Origin of the sequence: Halovibrio sp. HP20-59 (assembly GCF_033052795.2) — a bacterium.
Classification (GTDB): domain Bacteria; phylum Pseudomonadota; class Gammaproteobacteria; order Pseudomonadales; family Halomonadaceae; genus Vreelandella.
Genome location: NZ_JAWJUW020000002.1, coordinates 294,020 through 311,352 on the forward strand (window position 1 = coordinate 294,020; position 17,333 = coordinate 311,352).

Genomic DNA, 17,333 nt, shown 5'->3' on the forward strand with positions numbered 1-17,333 from the left:
CCACGGGTATGGAGATTTATTTTTAATAATATTTTACTCTAACGTAAGAACTGAATAAACATATAACCAGCATAGCTGTCTTACCTCGTGAGGACACGAGACAAGTGGTCGCAGTTTGATCCATATCAAGCTATTTGAGCTTTCGTAATGGTGTAGAAAGAGACTTTAAGGTGGTCGCCTCACTCAACGGCTTTTCACCAGGCATTAAACGCACTAGATACCGCGAATAATTTCTAAATAATGCCGTGCTGCGACAATACCAGCACAGCATGATGCTGGGCCTGCCAGTGTTAAGATGGCAACTATTGCCCCCTCATTCCTCACTCTTATTTGAACAAGGCGATGCTATGCACTTGAAACATCACCCCGCTATTGGCGGTTTTCTCCTACTGACAGCGCTAGGAAGCGCTTCTACAAGCGATGCCAATGAGTTACCCGCCCCTATCCAGGCGCTTGCCGATCAAGGCTTGGAGATTCATGGCCAATTCGATGCCCCCGGCGGGTTGCGCGGCTACGGCGCCAGCGTGCAAGGCCAGGACATGGCGATTTACCTGACGCCGGATGGCGAGCACGCCGTTGTGGGTACGCTAATGGATAGCGAGGGCAATGACCTTACCGAAGCGCAGTTGGATGAGCATGTACGGGCACCGCTAGAGGCACAAACCTGGCAGCTATTAAGCGAAAGCCACTGGATTCAAGATGGCAACGTTGATGCTCCCCGGGTGATTTACACCTTCACAGACGCCAACTGCCCCTACTGCCGCCAGCTTTGGCAAGACGTTCGCCCCTGGGTGGAAGCAGGTAAGGTGCAGCTACGTCATATCATGGTCGGTATTTTAGCGCCCGACAGCCCTGGAAAAGCAGCCGCCCTACTCGGGGCCGAGGACCCGTCAGCAACGCTGCATGCCCATGAAAGTGGCCAGCAAGAAATCGAAGCCAGCGCCCAACCGAGGGCTATTGAAGAGCAGGTGTATGCCAATAACCAGCTGTTCGAGGAGTTAGGGTTGTATGCAACCCCCACCTCGGTTTTTCAGCGGGAAACAGAGAACGGGAACGTGCGCCTTGACCGCATTCAGGGTATGCCCAGTGATGAGCGGCTGATCGAGATGATGGGTAGCGAAGCGCCGTAGAGGGTTTCAGGAGGCCGCTAATGCGGCCTCCTCAATGCAAAAAATTCCTCCGCCTGCTTTATTCCTCGGAAAGGTTTTCAAACCGCGGCATGCCGACGTTCCAAGGTTTAATGTCACCCTTCTCCCCAACATTGTCGTGGTCACCGAGTACGTGGCCATCGTGTTCGCGAGTTTGCCCGTAGAGTGAGCGCTTGTGAAAAGTCGGGCCAAATCGCTCAGCTGTCTCGGCGACATCGCCCGTGTAGCGGGGGTCTTGAGGGCGCTCTTGGCTGTTTATGTAGTAAGCAATATCCCAGGCGTCTTGATCACTGAGTGACCGCGGCTGACCAAGCGGCATATTTTGGTAAATAAAGCCCGCCATGGTATCGACGCGTACAATGCCAGCGCCCCAATTATTGGAGCCGTCCCCCCAAGGGGCTGGAAATACGTATTCGCCGTTTTCATAGTGGCCAGAGCCATCGTCCTGATGGCATATCGAACAGTTTTCCTGATAAGCCACTTCGCCCCTAGCGTAGTCGGGCTCTTCAGTTGGCTCATCCGGGGCGGGAAAACCTCGCCCGTAGATCGGCTTGTTTGGATACATCGGCGCACCGGTGGCCAGCCACTGATGGTAGGCGCTCAGCGCCAGCATTTCATCGCTGCCATACGCCGGTGGTACGCCGTTCATGGAGTAAGCAAAGCAGCCAGCGATACGCTCTTCCAGGTTATTCACGTGCTGGTTTTTACCACGAAAATCCGGCAGCGTGATGGCCGCAGGCCAAACTGGCGCGCTGAACGGCACTCGCCCTTCGCCCAAATGACAGCTCGAGCAGTTCATGTCATTGAACACGTTCTCACCACGCAACTGCTGGGTATTGGTGAATAGATCATGCCCATAGCGGATGACTTTTTTCAGCTCTGGATGAAGATCGGAATTCTCAAGATCTTCCATGGTGGGGGGCTCGTGAACCAGCATATTCAGCGCGGCATCTGAGCGCTCTTCTGGCTGGGCAAAAACCGTAGCTGCATAAACGACGCCGAACGCAAGCGAGCAGCCTGACAGCGATATGACGAGAGGACGACGAGAGGTGGTCATTGTGCTGTCTCCTGTTCTTCTGAACCGGGTTGCGTGGCATACCACGCAGACACCGCCTGAATGTCGTTATCGTTCATGCGTTTGGCAATAGCCCCCATGAGATTCTGTGGGTCGTTGCTACGCGTCTCGTTTTTCCACGCCGTCAACTGAGCGCTGATATAGCCAGCATGCTGGCTGGCGACACCCGGGAAGGTGCTGCCAACACCCGTACCACTGGGGCCGTGACAGCTTTGGCAGGAAACAATATAGGCGTTCCAATCGCCACGTTCGGCAAGCTGTTGACCTCGCGCCAGTAGCGCTTCGTCGGCCTCATCGCCGCCTTGTCCCGGCGTTACCGGCATTTGGCTATAGTATTCGGCAACATCGGCTATTTGCTGGTCGTCGAGCATATTGGCAAATGTCACCATGGTCGCATTTTGACGGCGCCCGGCTTTAAAATCGTGCAACTGCTTAGCGATATAGTCGGCATTCAGCCCCGCCAAGCGCGGCCATGACTCACCCTTGGGCACGTTCATACCGCTGCCATCGGCCTGATGACAGGCTGTACAGGTCGCCGCTGCAGCCTGGCCTCGCTCCGCGTCGCCCTGCTGCGCCAGCGCGCCTCCAGTGACTAAGCTAATCCCTATCAGCAGGCCAAACCTGCTTAAGTATTTTTTATTCATCTCGGCTTCTCCTTTGCGTTATCGTTGTTAGCTACCCGCCACTGGCACCACCAGCCGGGCGGTAAAACCACCTTCAGCAGGGCTGGCAAACGTCACTTCGCCGCCAAAGCGTTCGGCGATAGCGGCCACAATGGCTAGCCCAAGCCCACTGCCCTGCTGTTTGCTGGCGCGCCAGAATCGTTGCGTTAATTGCTCAAGCGTCGCGCCATCAACACCGGGACCTTGGTCGCTAACGCTAAAGGTAAGATGACGCTCCCCTGGCTCCCACTGCGCATCAAAGTTAACCGCGGTGTCGGCGGGCCCATGGCTAATAGCGTTATCAAGCAAATTACGCAGCGCGGTGATGGCCAGTTCACGCGGCATCGCAAGGGCGACATCGGGCCAGTGGGGCGGGACGATAAAACGCGCTGATTTGTCTTGCTGGCTATCCGCCAGGGCGTGTTCAGCCACATCGGCGACGTGGCTTGCCTCACCATCATCAAAGCGAACACGCCCCTCTACGCGAGCAAGCGTGAGCAGTTGATCAAGGGTAGAGCTCAACCGCACCACGCCCTCTTCAGCATAGTTGAGCGATGCTATTGCAGCCGGACCTTCGACCCGGCGGGCCACTTGCAGGTGGGTTTTGATTGCGGTAAGCGGCGTACGCAGTTCATGGGCGGCGTCGTTGGTAAAGCGCTGCTCACGGATAATGGTCTGCTGTACGCGCGCCAAGAGGGCATTGAGGGTCTCAATCAACGGCCGTATCTCTTTAGGCAGGCCGTAGGTAACGACTGGTGCCAATGCATCGGGATGGCGATTGGCCAGCGATTCGCGCAGCCGTGTTAGCGGTGCTAAGCCACGCCAAACCCCCAGCCAAAGCGCAAACATGCTGCCTACCAGCGCTACGATAAAGGGCACCACGGCCATTCGTATAACGCCGCTGAGTAGCATATCGCGCTCATCCATACGATCAGCGGTGGTAATCACGATGCCACCGCGCTCGTAGGTAAATACCCGCCAAGTCACGTCGCCTGCCTGGCGATAAGTGTGCCCACTCTCACCAGGAGCCAGAATGTCATCCATGTCGGCATGGGTACGCGCCATTATCTCGCCCTGGGGCGAGTGCACTTGGCAGGCCAGCCCCTCAATGGCAGGAATAGACAGCACTGGATGCTCGGCATCCTCCCATACGTCAAACGGCAGCTGCAGGACTAAACCGGCCACCATTCTTGCCGACTGCGCCAAGCGCTGATCCAGAGTTTCCACAAACTTCTCTTCCAGGTCGCGCATCAGCCACGCCGCCGCCACACCCCAGAGCAGTGCCAGCGTTAATCCCAGAGTCAGCAGCAAGCGCGCACGTAAACTCATAGCTACCCCTTATAGTGCGTACCGGCCGCATGTACCGCCTCGGGTTTGCCCAACCGATAGCCAAGCCCGCGCACTGTTTCAATTACGCCGCTGCCCAGTTTGCGGCGCAGGTGGTGGATATGCACATTCAGCGCATTGCTCTCAACATCGTCGTTCATTCCGTACAGGCTATCTTTGAGCTGATCGACAGAGAGCACGCTACGTGGCGATTGCAGAAAGGTTTCCAGCAGCACCAACTCGCGGCGAGACAGCATGATCAGCTGTTCTTCGACGTATATTTCCCTTGTCGTTGGGTCTAGGCATAGCGCTCCGTGGCAGATCAGACCGCTGCTGCGCCCTGCCACTCGGCGTAACAAGGCGTGCAAGCGCGCTACCAGCTCATCTAAATCGAAAGGTTTCACCAGATAGTCGTCGGCGCCGCCCTGCAGTCCATCCACTCGGTCACGCACCGCATCCCTAGCGGTTAACACCAGCACGGGAACGCCGTTGCCCTGCTCGCGCCACTCGGCCAGCAATTGAAGACCATCGCCATCGGGCAATCCGCGATCAAGAATGACCACATCACTGGCCACCGTTCGCATCGCCTGACGGGCAGCGCTCACCGTGGAGACGTGATCGACCACAAAGTCGAAGGTCATTAATCCAGCGCGAATACCCGAAGCAACCAGCGGGTCATCTTCAATCAACAAGACGTGCATAGCGGTTTCCTATTTATTACCCATCAGCATGGCGGACGGGCATTAACCCAGCGTTAAGACAAATAAAAACGCCCTTGCTGTGATGGCAAGGGCGTGGGCATGGCAATCGCCGGATAAGGACGAATGGCTAGGCGAGAGGCTAAGCGTCAAAACGCCTCGCAGCAAACCACCCCAATACCATTGTCACCAGCATGGCCAATAGCGGTAACGAAAGACCGCCGATGGAAGCAATCGCCGGCCCTGGGCAGTAGCCGGAAAGCCCCCAGCCGATGCCAAACAGAGCAGCGCCTCCTAATAACTTTGCGTCTAACTCCCGTTTGGTCGGTAACTGAAAAACGCCACCCAACAGCGGTGCCGAGCGCTTAAGCACCAGTCGATAGCCGATAAAGGTGGTGACGACGGCCCCGCCTAATACGAACATCAGCGTTGGATCCCAGGCACCCGCTACGTCTAGAAACCCCACTACTCGTGCGGGGTCAGTCATACCTGAAACAGCTAAACCAAGGCCGAAAAGTAGCCCCGCCGCATAGCCTGCCGCTGTTTTCATCCAATGACTCTTGTTTGACTGACTCATACTCCACCGCCTAGGCCTAGCATATGGCGCGAGATATAAACGGTCACTAGCGCTGTCAGCAAAAACATACCGGTGGCCGCCATGGAGCGCGGCGCCAAGCGCGCCAGCCCGCATACGCCATGGCCGCTGGTACAGCCACTGCCCAGCCCCGTACCTACGCCCACCAACAGCCCAGCCACTAGCATTAACCCTACGCCTCCTACTGGCGCGCCAATCACCTCGCCAGGGCTTCCGGCAACGTTGCCTAAACCACCGCCTAGCGCCATAAGCAGAAGCGGGCCGCTAATCAGCCCTAACAGAAAAGCCACTCGCCAAGCGCTATCGTCTTTGGGGCGTTGGGTGATCAAGTTCCCAATAATGCCGCTGATGCCGGCAATGCGACCCAACGTTGCCATTAGCCAGGTGGCGGAAAGCCCGATCAACATTCCCCCAGCTAGCCCTTGTAAGCCTGCACTCCAATCCACCGGTCACTCCTTACTCATTGGACGCACTGATTTAACCATAAGGAATATCATATTCTATATTATGTTCTATGTTTAGATTTTTTTAGAATAAACCACCTAACACCATAGCCAGATAGCGCGTTGACGACAGGAAGTCGGCGCTAGTCCAGCGGTTAAGCCTTGATGTGTACGAATTAAGAAGTACGCTTAGTGCGATGCAGCATGGACTGGAAATCTTCGGCTTCCAGAGGGCGAGCGAGGAGAAAGCCTTGTATGCGGTCACAGCCGTGCGCTTGCAACCATTCCAGCTGCTGCTGAGTTTCCACACCCTCGGCCACGGTTCTCAGCCCGAATGCTTCGGCCATGTAGAGAGTTGCGCGGGCGATGGCTTCGTCGTGTTCGTTTTCACCTAGGCCGTCAACGAAAGATTTGTCAATTTTCAGCTCGGTCAGGGGGACCCGCTTTAAATTGATCAGGCAAGAATAACCGGTGCCGAAATCATCGATGGAAAGTTCAATGCCGCTTGTGTGAAGCTTGCCAATCTCGTCAAGCACCAGGTCGGAATGCCCCGCAAGGGTGCTTTCGGTAAACTCCACCTGAAGATGGCCCGGCGATATACCATATTGACGCATAACCTCTTCCAGGTGGCTTGAAAACTGCCCGTCACGAAAGGCCTTGGGGCTAACATTAAAGGAAATAACAGGGGGTTCTAGCCCAGCCGCTAGCCACTGCTGGAGGTCTATACATACTAGTGCCTGCACTCGCCAACCCAGTTCCGTGATGAGATCGGACCTTTCGGCGACAGGGATAAACCGCCCTGGGCTGATCGCCCCCATTTCGGGGTCTTGCCAACGCAATAGGGCCTCTACCCCGACTAGACGTGTGGGGTCATTCGCGGCGAATTGAGGCTGATACACAAGGCGTAAGCCACCGTTAGCAAGCGCTCGGCGTAACGCCTGCTCAATGGCGCTGTCCTCGAGTAGTCGCTGGTGCAAGGCCGTATCGTATAGCCGCAGCCGGTTGCGTCCATCCTGCTTGGCCCGGTACACCGCCATGTCGGCCGCTTGGCAAAGACTCACCACATCCTTGCCGTCTTGTGGGCATAAGGCCAAGCCGGCGCTGGTAGTAACGCGCAGATGACGACCTCTAACTTCAAAGGTGCCGGCGAGACTGGCTACCAAGCGCTGGGCAATAAACCCGGCCTTCTCAGCATCACAATCAGTGAATATCACCGTGAACTCGTCGCCGCCAAACCGCGCCACTGTGTCCTCATCCCGCACCCATTCGCGCAGATGGGAGGCTACTCGTATTAGCAACTCATCGCCCACTTCATGACCAAGGGTGTCATTAATGTCCTTAAAATTATCGAGATCCAGAAACAGCAGGCCCGCCTGTCCTCCGCGGTGCAGGGCCTGGGCAATAGCCTCTCGGGCTCGTTCCTGAAACAGGCGGCGGTTGGGGAGCCCGGTGAGAGCGTCGTGGCTAGCCAGGTACTCAATCTTGCGTTGTGAGTTCTTGATCTGGCTAATATCAGAAAACACAGCCACTAAATTGCGCGGTTCGCCCTCGTCGTCGTCAATTCGATTGATGGTGAGCCATTCTGGGTAAATCTCGCCACTCTTGCGGCGATCCCATATCTCACCCTGCCAAAAGCCCCGGTTGTTAAGGCTTTCCCACATTTTTTTATGGAAAACCTGTCCTTGGCGCTCGGATTTGACCAGGCCGCTCATAATCACGCCCAAGGCATCGCTCTCGGTATACCCGGTAATCGCGGTAAAAGCCTTATTGATGGATTTGATACGACCGGCGGCGTCCATAACGACGATCGCCTCACCGATTTCTTCGAACACGCGGGCAGCAACCCTGAGCTTGTCTTCTGTCTGTCGGCGCTCAGTGATATCAACCAGAGCGCACCGGAAGCGAGCATTGCCTGAGTCCGTGGACGGCTCCATCACACTTTCCATGCGCACCGTCCAGGTGGCTTCCTCATCCCTGGCAAGCGTCAAGTCAACGGCCTGCGTTGTTGTTGCGGACATGAGCGCGCGGCGGTGGAGATGGAGCGCATCCTGGGATTCAGAGGCCACCAAGGCGGACAAAGGAAGGCCAGTAAGATGGGTGCCGGGCGCGAGCAGCTGGCTGGCAGCTTGGTTGGCTTCTTCGATGCGTCCTTGGGCATCCAAAAGAAGGTAGCCCATAGGCGCACGCTCAAAAAGGTCGCGGTAGCAGTTCTGGGCGTTTTCGCGAGCGATTTCGAGTCGATTCCGCGCTTGTTGCAGCTCCTCATTCTGGATGCGTAGCTCCTCCTGGTGTAGCTCCAGCTCGGATACCAACGACTGAATATCCCTCCCGGTCCAGTCAGAGACGTCCGTCAGGCCCTGGTTCATGCGGTGGTAGGCGGCGTCCCTAAGCGCCTTGGGTGAGAGCGTCTTCGGGTCGAGCGAATTTGTTTTTTTATCACCCATGGTCAGGACTCCTTGCGGTGCGTTCTAACGGCATCGTTGTTTGCCTCTGAACTTCCATGGTGAGTAGCAACATGGCGGGACCTCCCTGCACGTCCAGGTAGCGCCCATTCATGCGCAATTTAGCGGGCTCTGGGTCGCCGAGGTCCATGCTCAACTCGAAGTCGTGGAAGTCCTGCTGCTGAGGCAGAACCTCGGCCATTAGGAGCTTCAAATCTGGATTATCCCACTGCCCGTCCCCGATACCGAACAGTCGCTCACCCTCAACATCGTTGGGTGTAAGGGGGAAGGTACGATAAAAGCCATCATTGGCGGAGACCACCTGAAAGTCCGCATCGAGCACCAGCAACGGCTCGTGGACAGTATCGACAACCGCGCGAAGAAAAGCCTCACTACGCGCGACGCCCTGGGCGACCTGGATGTCCTGAAAAGTGCAAACTACCCCACGAATAACATTGCGAGTGCTACGGTAAGGCTGAATGCGCAGTAGGTACCAGCGACCACTGTTCGTCTGCACCTTGATTTCTTTGGGGCTCAGGCTATCCAGAACAGCATCGGCATCTTCCAAGAGAGCATCATAATTAAGCTTCGTGGACAGTTCGCTCAGAGGCCGACCGATGTCAGAGGGGCGGATCGCGATCAGGCGCTGCACGGGGGGCGTAAAACGTTTGATATTCAGCTCTTCATCAAGAAACAGCGTGGCCAAATGAGTGCTGTCCAAGATGTTTTTGAGGTCATCATTGACTTCGGTCAGGTCGTCGACGCGGATATTGAGCTCGGCGTTGACGCTACGCAGTTCCTGATTAAGGGATTCAACTTCCTCTTTGGCGGCCTCCAGCTCTTCGTTACTACTTTGAAGCTCTTCGTTCATGGACTGAAGCTCCTCATTCAAGGTTTGGAGCGCCTGATTGGCAGCCTGCACCTCTTGAACCGCGTCTTGCTTTTCTTGGCTTAGGGCTTCTAACTTCCTTTTGAGGCTAGCCTCAACCCCGTCGTTGTCTGTGCCTTCTGAGCTAGTTATCGGCTTGAAAGACGTATTGGAGGTGGTCACCTCAGCCGATACGGGAACAAGATGTAAAGCCACCAGTCGGTATCCCGCTAGCGCCTTGGGGCTCCGGATCAGCTGCACCTCTAAGCGGATTAGCTCAGCGTCGTCGTTGGTCTGGACCAGCACTTCCTCACTAACGTGGTCGGCATCGCCGCTGGCAACTCTTTCTAATGCCTGACTCAGCGTTACTCGCAGGCCTGGCCGTGCCATCTCCAGTAACTGATTGCGAACGGGGCCGCTGGCGGGTTCCAAGAAGCGGCCTGTGCGACCATGTACATAGACAACTTCCCCGCGGTCATTTACCACCACTGCTGGCGGGGCAAACTGCAGCGCAAGAAGGCTTTCAACACTGCGAGAAAGACTGTCTCCGCCCGCCATTGCCGGGGTTACAGCTGATTCCTGAAGGGGGTATGAGCGGTGACGACGGCTGGGCCCTGGCATTTCCAACAACCGGGGTTTTAAAGAACCTTCGGCGACCCGGTATATCCGGCTTTCCTTATTCACCACGGCGAAGGCTTCGCTTTGGTGATCCAGGCTCTCCGAGGGTCCTAAAAATAGCAGCCCCTGGTGACGTAACGTATATCGAAACAATGCCAGGAGGCGATCCTGGCGATCTCTCTCCAAATAAATCAGAAGGTTGCGGCATGTAATCAAGTCGAGATTAGTGAACGGTGGGTCCTGAAGGACGTTGTGCTCGGCAAATACCACCATGTCCCGCACTACCCGCCCGATCCTGACAGTATCGCTTTCAGCAGAGAAATACCGCTGCAGAAGTGATTCACTCAGGTCTTGTCGGATACTCGCCGGGTAACGTCCCACCCGGGCTCTCTCAATGGCGGCTTGATCTACATCAGTGGCAAAAATCCTTACCGCAGGTGGCTGTTTCCAGTCCGCAATGCATTCCTGGATAAGAATGGCCAGGGTGTAAGCCTCTTCACCGGTGGCGCAGCCCGCCACCCAGGCGCGGAACTCTTCCCCAGAGCTGGCTGCCTTCTGCAGCATCGTCGGTAATAGCTCGCCCAGGGCGGACCAGGACTGGGGGTCCCGAAAGAAGTTGGTGACACTGATAAGGAACTCGCCAACTAGCAGGTCGACCTCCTCGGGGTGAGTCTGCAAATACTCTAGGTACGCCTGGGGATCGAGTATCTGCCTTAGATCCATGCGCCGTTCCAGGCGGCGATTGAGCGTACTGGCCTTGTAGGCTGAAAAATCGTGGCCGTTACGAAGCCTCACTTGGTTAAGAATTTTTCGCAAAAGACTTGGCGAAAGCCCCGGTTGCTGGGTTTCCATAGCCGCCTGACGATGGTTTTGAGAGCGCAGGTAAGCGCTCAATGTGGCCGGCATGTCCGCCGGAGACAGTACGTAATCCACCTGATTAGTGGCAATCGCATTGGCCGGCATGTCGCCAAATTCGGCGGCATCCGGGTCCTCGGCCATGACCATGCCAGCCTGGGACTTGACGGACTGGATGCCGAGGGTGCCGTCGCTGCCGGTGCCGGAAAGCACAATCGCGAGGGCTCGATGACCAACCTCCTTCGCCAGCGAGCGGAAGAAGACGTCGATAGGATGAGGTGGACCGTTTTCGGGGCACGGGGCAGATTCCCCGGATCGGACTAGCTGTCCACGGCAAAGGATCCAGCCGTCGTCGGGTAACGCCACATAAACCCGGTCTGGCGCTAGGGTCTCGCCCTCTTCAACCATCTGCACCGGCAGGGCTGTTAGCGGTCCTAAAATTTCGGGCAGCAGGCTGCGCTCGCCTCTGGGATGGTGAGTCACAATGACGTAAGCCGCTCCTGTATCGGCCGTCAGGTTGGCCAGGAAGGACCTAAGCGATTGGAGTGACCCCGCAGAGCCGCCGATGCCAACAACCGGCAAGGCGTCAAATGCATGGTGATCGTTTGGTGGAGACATGCGCTAATCTCAGATAAATAATGTTTATTAAGCAAGACGATGGCTTGGCTTTCTCAACTCACCTAGTCAATTATCATTATGGTTGCTGCAGCGCCACACTGCTAATCTGTTCTTCAGAGCGCGTCTGTTTACAGATTAATGGCTATTACAGGTTAATAGATGATGCCTTGAAAAATTCAACGTGTCGCATTTGCTCATTAGGGGGCTCACTGAGAGAATCAAGTGGGCTTGTACGATACTCAAGATATACGCGACTGCGGGGTACTTAGCATGAAGGCCTTGTCAAACATGGGGTTTGCTTTTTTTGGTGCCGCGCTGGTCGCGATAAGTTACGGGCTGGCGCGCTTCGCGTTCGGCTTGTTCGTACCCGCCATCATTGCCGAGCTAGCTTTGACGCCTTACGTGATTGGTATCATCGGGGCGCTTCCGTTTATCAGTTTCGTGCTGGCGACATTGGTCGCACCGCAGGCTGCTGACCGGCTGGGTGCGCGCAACTTGGCAGTGCTCTCGGGGTGTTTCGGTATTGGTGGCCTTGGCCTGATCAGTCAGTCGTCAGACGCATTATCGCTGGGTGTGGGTGTGTTTATCTGTGGTATCTGCACCGGCTTAATGATGCCAGCGCTAACCGCGGCTATGCAGGCACTGGTGAGCCGCTCGATGCACGGGCGCGTGAGCTCTATCATGAACGCTGGTACCAGCATTGGTATCATCGTTGCGGTGCCAACCGTGGTGTTTTTAGCCGATGCATGGCGCCTTACTTACACTATCTTTGCGGTTCTGACGGGCATCGGGGTGGTAGCGGCCTGGTACTTCATTCCTTCAGTTTCCCGGGTGGTCCCGGCTAATGCAGCACCGCCGCCGCCCATCACACGCTTGCAGTGGTCACGGCTTATCCGGCTTTCGCTGTTCGCTTTCGCGATGGGCTTTGTGTCTGCACCGTACTGGCTGTTTGCGCCCGATCTGGTGGTTACCCTTGGCGGCTTACCCCCCGCCTACACCGGTTGGCTGTGGTTCGCAGTAGGCATTGCCGGCCTAGGGGGCGCCATCGTTAGTGATTTGGCCGACCGCAACAATCCGCCCATTACTCAAGCATTGATGTTGATGATGCTGTCCTCAAGCCTGGTGTTGCTCGCCGCCAGCCCCAGTCAGCTAGCGTTGGCGATGTTTTCCGCGTTGGTGTTTGGTCTCGCCTATATGAGCTTAACAGGGCTTTATTTGATGACCGGCATTCGCTTATTACCAGGGCGATTATCAATGGGCCCCGTCATACCGTTTATGGCCTGTGCGCTTGGGCAGGCAGTGGGCTCCCCAGTTATCGGCACGCTGGTGGACGGGTTCGGCTATGCCAGCGCGTTTTCTATCTTCGCGGTCGTGGGCATTTTGGTGGCGATCTTGTCGCCGATTTACCCGGGCCACATCGACTACTTAACCGAGCAAGAAGATCAGCCACAGCCAGAAGCCGACGATACCGGCCTTCAGGCAGCTTACGATCAGCAGTTGGTCGACGAGGACGGCAATCCCGTTGAACCAGCAAACGAAGAAGAAACAGAAGAAGCAGAAGCAGAAAAACCTGAAAAAGAAACGCTCTAAGGCATTTGCCGCCCTGACCAGGCGGCAAGCTGTTCGCGGCTATCGATATCCCAGCGGGCGTTGGGCATCGGGCATTCCGACACTGTCATGTCCGATTCATAGAGCACTGCCTTTGCGCCTTGATCGCCTTTAAGCTGCTTCAAGCGAGCAAAGCTATTGTTGCCGAAAATGGCCGGTACGCCACGTTTCCCGTGGTAAACCGCGCAGGCGATATTATTTCCGTCAAAGGCTGCTAGTAGTTGTTGTAGGTCCGTTCGCGCAAGCGCAACTTGATCCGCTAGCAGCACTAGGATGGCATCATACTCGCGCTCCAGATGTTTGACGCCAGCGACCAACGAAGCCGCTAGCCCCTCGCCCCAGCTATCCGCAAAGATAAATGAGGCGCCGGTCAATTTTTTTTCCGCCTTGGCCGTTACAAGCTCACGATGCCAGGCCCCGGTGACAACGTAAACATCCTCAGGAAATAGCTCAGCAGCTAAGTCGATACGCTGTTGCAGTAAACAGCTACCCCCAATGTCGGCAAGCAATTTACAGCCATCAAAGCGAGTACTGGCTCCGGCGGCCATTATTAGTGCAGCGATTCGGGTCATAGCTCAGCGTGCGTGCGACCGCGTCTTACACGCACAATATCAGCCATGATCGACAATGCGATTTCCGCCGGGGTCTTGCTGCCGAGATCCAGCCCGATGGGCATATGAATGCGCTGAACCTCAGCGTCACTCAGGCCGCCCGTTCGTCGTAGCCGTTCAGCTCGGAGTTGTGTTGTGCGCCGTGACCCCATCACGCCGATGTAAAAAGCAGAGGTTTTGACAGCTTCCATCATGGCCAAATCATCGATACGCGGGTCATGGGTAACGGCCACTACCGCCGTGGAGGGCGTGCAATTTCCAGGTGAGGCGATATAGCGCGAAGGCAGTTGAGCAATGAATTCCACCCCAGCCGTTAGCTTGATAGCTTGTGTGACCTCCTGGCGAGGGTCGCAGAGCACCACCTGATAGCCCAGGCTAATGGCAAAATTGGCACAGGCCTCAGCCACCGTTGAGTAGCCTGCCAAGATCAACTTGGCGATAGGGCCAATACGCACCTTAGCGATCTCTTCACCCTCCTGCCAAACAACGCGCGGCCCTGTCGGCTCAATGTCTTCCAGCCAGTGTTTACCATCAGTTAGCCTGATATGTCGCGCAAGCTCACGCTCGCCCGATAAGATTTCCCTGAGCTGCTCAAAGTGCGCCACATTCTTAGGATGGGCGATCATTCGTTCCACCAATACGTCAAGAATACCACCGCATGGCAGTTCGATCTGAGCGCTTCCCGGGCCATCGCCCTGGGCACCATAGCGAACAATAACAGCAGGCTGCTCGTACTCACCCGCTGCCAGCCGCGCTAAAAAGTCATCCTCAACGCACCCCCCTGAGAGTGATCCCACATGCTCCCCTTGTGCGGTAGCGACCATCAACGAGCCTGGCTCTCTGGGCGACGAGCCGAAAGTGGACAGCACCGTGCATAGCCACACCGTTTTGCCTGTGGTTTGCCACTCAATGGCCTGTTCCACCACCTGATAATCCAGACTCAGCATAGGCATCAGCTCAACTGGTTACCCACAGGAAGACGCCGGATACGTGTTCCGGTGGCGGCATAAATGGCATTGCAAAGAGCGGGGGCAACCGGTGGAAAACCTGGCTCCCCAACCCCGCCCATGGCATCGTCGGGGTTATCAATCAGGTGCACCCGGAGTACTTTGGGCGCGTTTGGCATCCGCGGTATCAGGTAGCTATCGAAGTTGCTCTGCTGAGCGACGCCATTTTCAAACGTCACCTCGCTTTGCAGCGCCACACCAATGCCCATCACTACGGAACCCTCCATCTGTGAGCGAATACGCTCAGGGTTTGCCTGGGGTCCGCAGTCAAAGGCAATATCCGCCCGGTGAATAGTCACTTCACCCTCATCACTCACTTCCACGTCAAAGACCACGGCGGTGTAGGAAACAAAGCTATGGTGAAAGGCAAGGCCCAGCCCTCGCCCGCTGCTTGTTTCACGCCCCCAGCCAGCCTCATCGGTGGCGCGTTCTATCACACGCCGCATGCGGGCAATATCAATCGGGTGTAGGTCGGGGTCCTCACCGTAATTCCAGCCATCGCCTACGGTTAGGTTATGCACTTGCCGATCCGGCCCCAGCAGGTCCAGCACATAGTCACGGTGATCCTTACCGGCAGCGACGGCCATTTCGTGGGCAAAGCTCTGAATCGCCCAGGCGTGGGGAAGGTTGTACACCGAGCGGAACCAGCCGATACGAACGTGGGCGGGTGCCGGTGGATTTTCCAGACGAATGGATGGAATGTTGAAAGGCATGGTGTTGAAGCCCATGCCCAGCTCAAATTCGGCTTTGTGCTCAGGGTCAGGGGCAAACAGAGAGGTGATACTGGGCGAGAGCGTGCGGTGCCGCCAGCTGGTCGCGTTGCCATCGCTATCGAGACCGGCATCCAAATGATCGACCGATACGGCGTGAAAGTAGGCATGCTGAATATCATCTTCGCGGGACCATTGCAGCTTGATGGGCTGGCCCTCAAAGTGTTGCGCCACTCGCGCTGCTTCCGTTACGAAATCAGGTTTTGACTTGCGCCCAAAGCCACCGCCCAGCAGCGTCTGGTGAACGGTGACGTTCTCCTGATCGATCCCCAGTGCAGCTGCGATGCCCTCGCGGGTCGCCCTGGGGTTCTGGATCGGCGCCCAGGCCTCGGCCTTGCCTCCAGTGATTCTCACTACCGCAACAGGTGGCTCCATAGCGGCCTGCGCCATGTGAGGCATGTAATATGTCGCCGATACCCTTGTGGCGGCCTCCTCAAGGGCTTTATCGACATCGCCCGACTGGCGGATGACCTTGCCCGGGGATTGCGCCGCTTCCTCCAGCGCTTTTCGATAAGCATCCGAGGTGTAATCGGCGTTGTCGCCTGCCGTCTCCAAGTCCCATTCTATCTTCAGCGCTCGTCGCCCCTCCATGGCCGCCCAGGTATTCGACGCCACCACCGCCACGCCCCCGAGCGGGTTAAAGGCCCCAGGCTGATCGGTACCTTCAATGCGCAATACCCTGTTAACACCGGTGACATTCAGCGCATCGCTGTCGTCGACGCTTTTGACTTTGGCGCCGTAGACTGGCGGGCGGGCAATGACGGCGTAGAGAGTACCTTCCAGGTCAACATCGGCGCCAAACACCGCCTTGCCGGTAACGATATCTTCGCCATCAATGGCTTTGGGGTGGGCGGACTTGACATCCCCGTTGATCAAGCCAGATTCCTTGCCGATAAAACGTAGTGCGCTATCGGGCTTAAGCACCAGTGCCTCGCGATTGGGGATCTCCAACTCGCTTGCTGCGTTGGCCAGCTCGCCAAAGCTGAGTTCACGACCCGACGCTGGGTGGACCACCTTATGAACCTCAGCCTGCACTTCATGCACCGGCACATCCCATTGGTTGGCGGCGGCCTGCTCAAGCATCATACGTGCGGCGGCCGCTGCGCGGCGAATGGGATCATACCAGTGACGCATGCTACGCGAGCCATCGGTGTTCTGGTTGCCGTACTTGTCCTGATCCGCGTTTGCCTGCCGCGCTCGAACCTGCTCCCAGTCGGCGCCCAGTTCGTCGGCAGCTACCATCGCCAGGCTGGTACGAATCCCTTGGCCCATCTCGGCACGGTTATTAATAAAGGTGACGATGCCATCCGTATTAATATGAATAAACACATTGGGATCATCGACCCAACCACCCGGCATGGCGCCAGCCCCAAACTGCGCCTGCTCATTGGCCCAGCTCAAATCCCAGCGTGCGGCCAGCAGTAAAGCCGAGCCCGCCGCCACTCCTTTCAATAGACCGCGGCGGCTGACGTTGGCGAGTAACAAGGTATCGTTGAATCGACTCATGAGTTGGCCTCCTCCATTGAGACACGCTCAATAGCCGCCAAAATACGATTGTAAGTGCCGCAACGGCACAGATTGCCCGCCATCTCATCGACGATTTCTTGAGTTTTTGGTTCTGGGTTCTGTTTTAGCAACGCCGTGGCGTTCATAATCTGGCCACCCTGACAATAGCCACATTGTGCAACGCCCAAGTCTAGCCAAGCTTGCTGGACTTTCTTGCCAATAGGGTCATCAGCCATGGCTTCAATGGTTTTGATATCCCCTGTCGCGGCTGAAACAGGTGTGACGCAGGATCGCATTGCAACACCGTCCACATGAACGGTACAGGCACCGCACTGGGCGATACCGCATCCAAACTTGGTACCTTTCATTCCCACCACATCCCGAATGGCCCACAGCAAAGGCATATTGCCAGGAATATCCAGCTCGTGCTGCTGCCCGTTGATAGTCAGGTTAATCATTTTTTTCTCCCATTATCGTCTTGTCA

The 17,333-nt window shown here is 56.4% G+C and carries 14 protein-coding genes; 2 read left to right on the forward strand and 12 right to left on the reverse strand.

The window, feature by feature from the left end; genetic code table 11:
* Positions 1–347: 347 nt before the first annotated feature.
* Positions 348–1,130 carry a thiol:disulfide interchange protein DsbG gene (gene dsbG / locus RZA33_RS03585; RefSeq protein ID WP_317506474.1) on the forward strand — a complete coding sequence of 261 codons (783 nt, stop codon included), beginning with the start codon at positions 348–350 and terminating at the stop codon, positions 1,128–1,130.
* 58 nt (positions 1,131–1,188) lie between these two features.
* Here the strand turns inward: dsbG and RZA33_RS03590 are convergent, their stop codons facing one another.
* From RZA33_RS03590 to RZA33_RS03625, 8 genes are all read right to left on the reverse strand, one after another.
* The gene (locus RZA33_RS03590) at positions 1,189–2,205 is read right to left on the reverse strand and encodes a c-type cytochrome (protein WP_317506475.1); all 1,017 of its coding nucleotides are present in this window, start codon (positions 2,203–2,205) and stop codon (positions 1,189–1,191) included.
* Complete coding sequence (locus tag RZA33_RS03595; RefSeq protein ID WP_317506476.1) at positions 2,202–2,867, reverse strand: c-type cytochrome; 666 nt, start codon at positions 2,865–2,867, stop codon at positions 2,202–2,204. Before RZA33_RS03595 ends, RZA33_RS03590 begins: the two co-directional genes overlap by 4 nt.
* Before the next feature lie 27 nt (positions 2,868–2,894).
* Positions 2,895–4,214 (reverse strand): ATP-binding protein, encoded by a 1,320-nt coding sequence (locus RZA33_RS03600; protein WP_317506477.1) that lies wholly within the window; start codon positions 4,212–4,214, stop codon positions 2,895–2,897.
* 2 nt (positions 4,215–4,216) lie between these two features.
* Positions 4,217–4,912: a response regulator gene (locus RZA33_RS03605; RefSeq protein ID WP_317506478.1), complete on the reverse strand. Its 696-nt coding sequence runs from the start codon at positions 4,910–4,912 to the stop codon at positions 4,217–4,219.
* A 139-nt stretch (positions 4,913–5,051) separates the two neighbouring features.
* Positions 5,052–5,459, reverse strand: a complete 408-nt coding sequence (locus RZA33_RS03610) for a DUF6691 family protein (protein WP_416337842.1) — start codon at positions 5,457–5,459, stop codon at positions 5,052–5,054.
* 23 nt (positions 5,460–5,482) lie between these two features.
* On the reverse strand, positions 5,483–5,950 hold the full coding sequence (locus RZA33_RS03615; protein WP_317506480.1) for a YeeE/YedE family protein: 468 nt from the start codon (positions 5,948–5,950) through the stop codon (positions 5,483–5,485).
* A gap of 173 nt (positions 5,951–6,123) precedes the next feature.
* Positions 6,124–8,391 carry a putative bifunctional diguanylate cyclase/phosphodiesterase gene (locus RZA33_RS03620; RefSeq protein WP_317506481.1) on the reverse strand — a complete coding sequence of 756 codons (2,268 nt, stop codon included), beginning with the start codon at positions 8,389–8,391 and terminating at the stop codon, positions 6,124–6,126.
* Positions 8,384–11,347 (reverse strand): CheR family methyltransferase, encoded by a 2,964-nt coding sequence (locus tag RZA33_RS03625; protein ID WP_317506482.1) that lies wholly within the window; start codon positions 11,345–11,347, stop codon positions 8,384–8,386. The genes RZA33_RS03620 and RZA33_RS03625 overlap by 8 nt, the downstream gene beginning before the upstream one ends.
* A 270-nt stretch (positions 11,348–11,617) precedes the next feature.
* On the opposite strand from RZA33_RS03625, the gene RZA33_RS03630 reads away from it, so the two are divergent.
* The gene (locus RZA33_RS03630; protein ID WP_317506483.1) at positions 11,618–12,937 is read left to right on the forward strand and encodes an MFS transporter; all 1,320 of its coding nucleotides are present in this window, start codon (positions 11,618–11,620) and stop codon (positions 12,935–12,937) included.
* On the opposite strand, the gene RZA33_RS03635 is transcribed toward RZA33_RS03630, so the two are convergent.
* The 4 genes from RZA33_RS03635 to RZA33_RS03650 are packed head-to-tail and all read right to left on the reverse strand — an operon-like array spanning position 12,934 to position 17,307.
* A complete protein-coding gene (locus tag RZA33_RS03635) occupies positions 12,934–13,527 on the reverse strand; it encodes a nucleotidyltransferase family protein (protein WP_317506484.1) in 594 nt (197 codons plus the stop codon). The genes RZA33_RS03630 and RZA33_RS03635 overlap by 4 nt on opposite strands.
* On the reverse strand, positions 13,524–14,519 hold the full coding sequence (locus tag RZA33_RS03640; protein ID WP_317506485.1) for an XdhC family protein: 996 nt from the start codon (positions 14,517–14,519) through the stop codon (positions 13,524–13,526). The genes RZA33_RS03635 and RZA33_RS03640 overlap by 4 nt, the downstream gene beginning before the upstream one ends.
* Entirely contained in the window at positions 14,519–16,849 is a 2,331-nt protein-coding gene (locus RZA33_RS03645) for a xanthine dehydrogenase family protein molybdopterin-binding subunit (RefSeq protein ID WP_317506486.1), read from the reverse strand. The genes RZA33_RS03640 and RZA33_RS03645 overlap by 1 nt, the downstream gene beginning before the upstream one ends.
* Complete coding sequence (locus tag RZA33_RS03650) at positions 16,846–17,307, reverse strand: (2Fe-2S)-binding protein (protein WP_317506487.1); 462 nt, start codon at positions 17,305–17,307, stop codon at positions 16,846–16,848. The genes RZA33_RS03645 and RZA33_RS03650 overlap by 4 nt, the downstream gene beginning before the upstream one ends.
* Positions 17,308–17,333 lie beyond the last annotated feature (26 nt).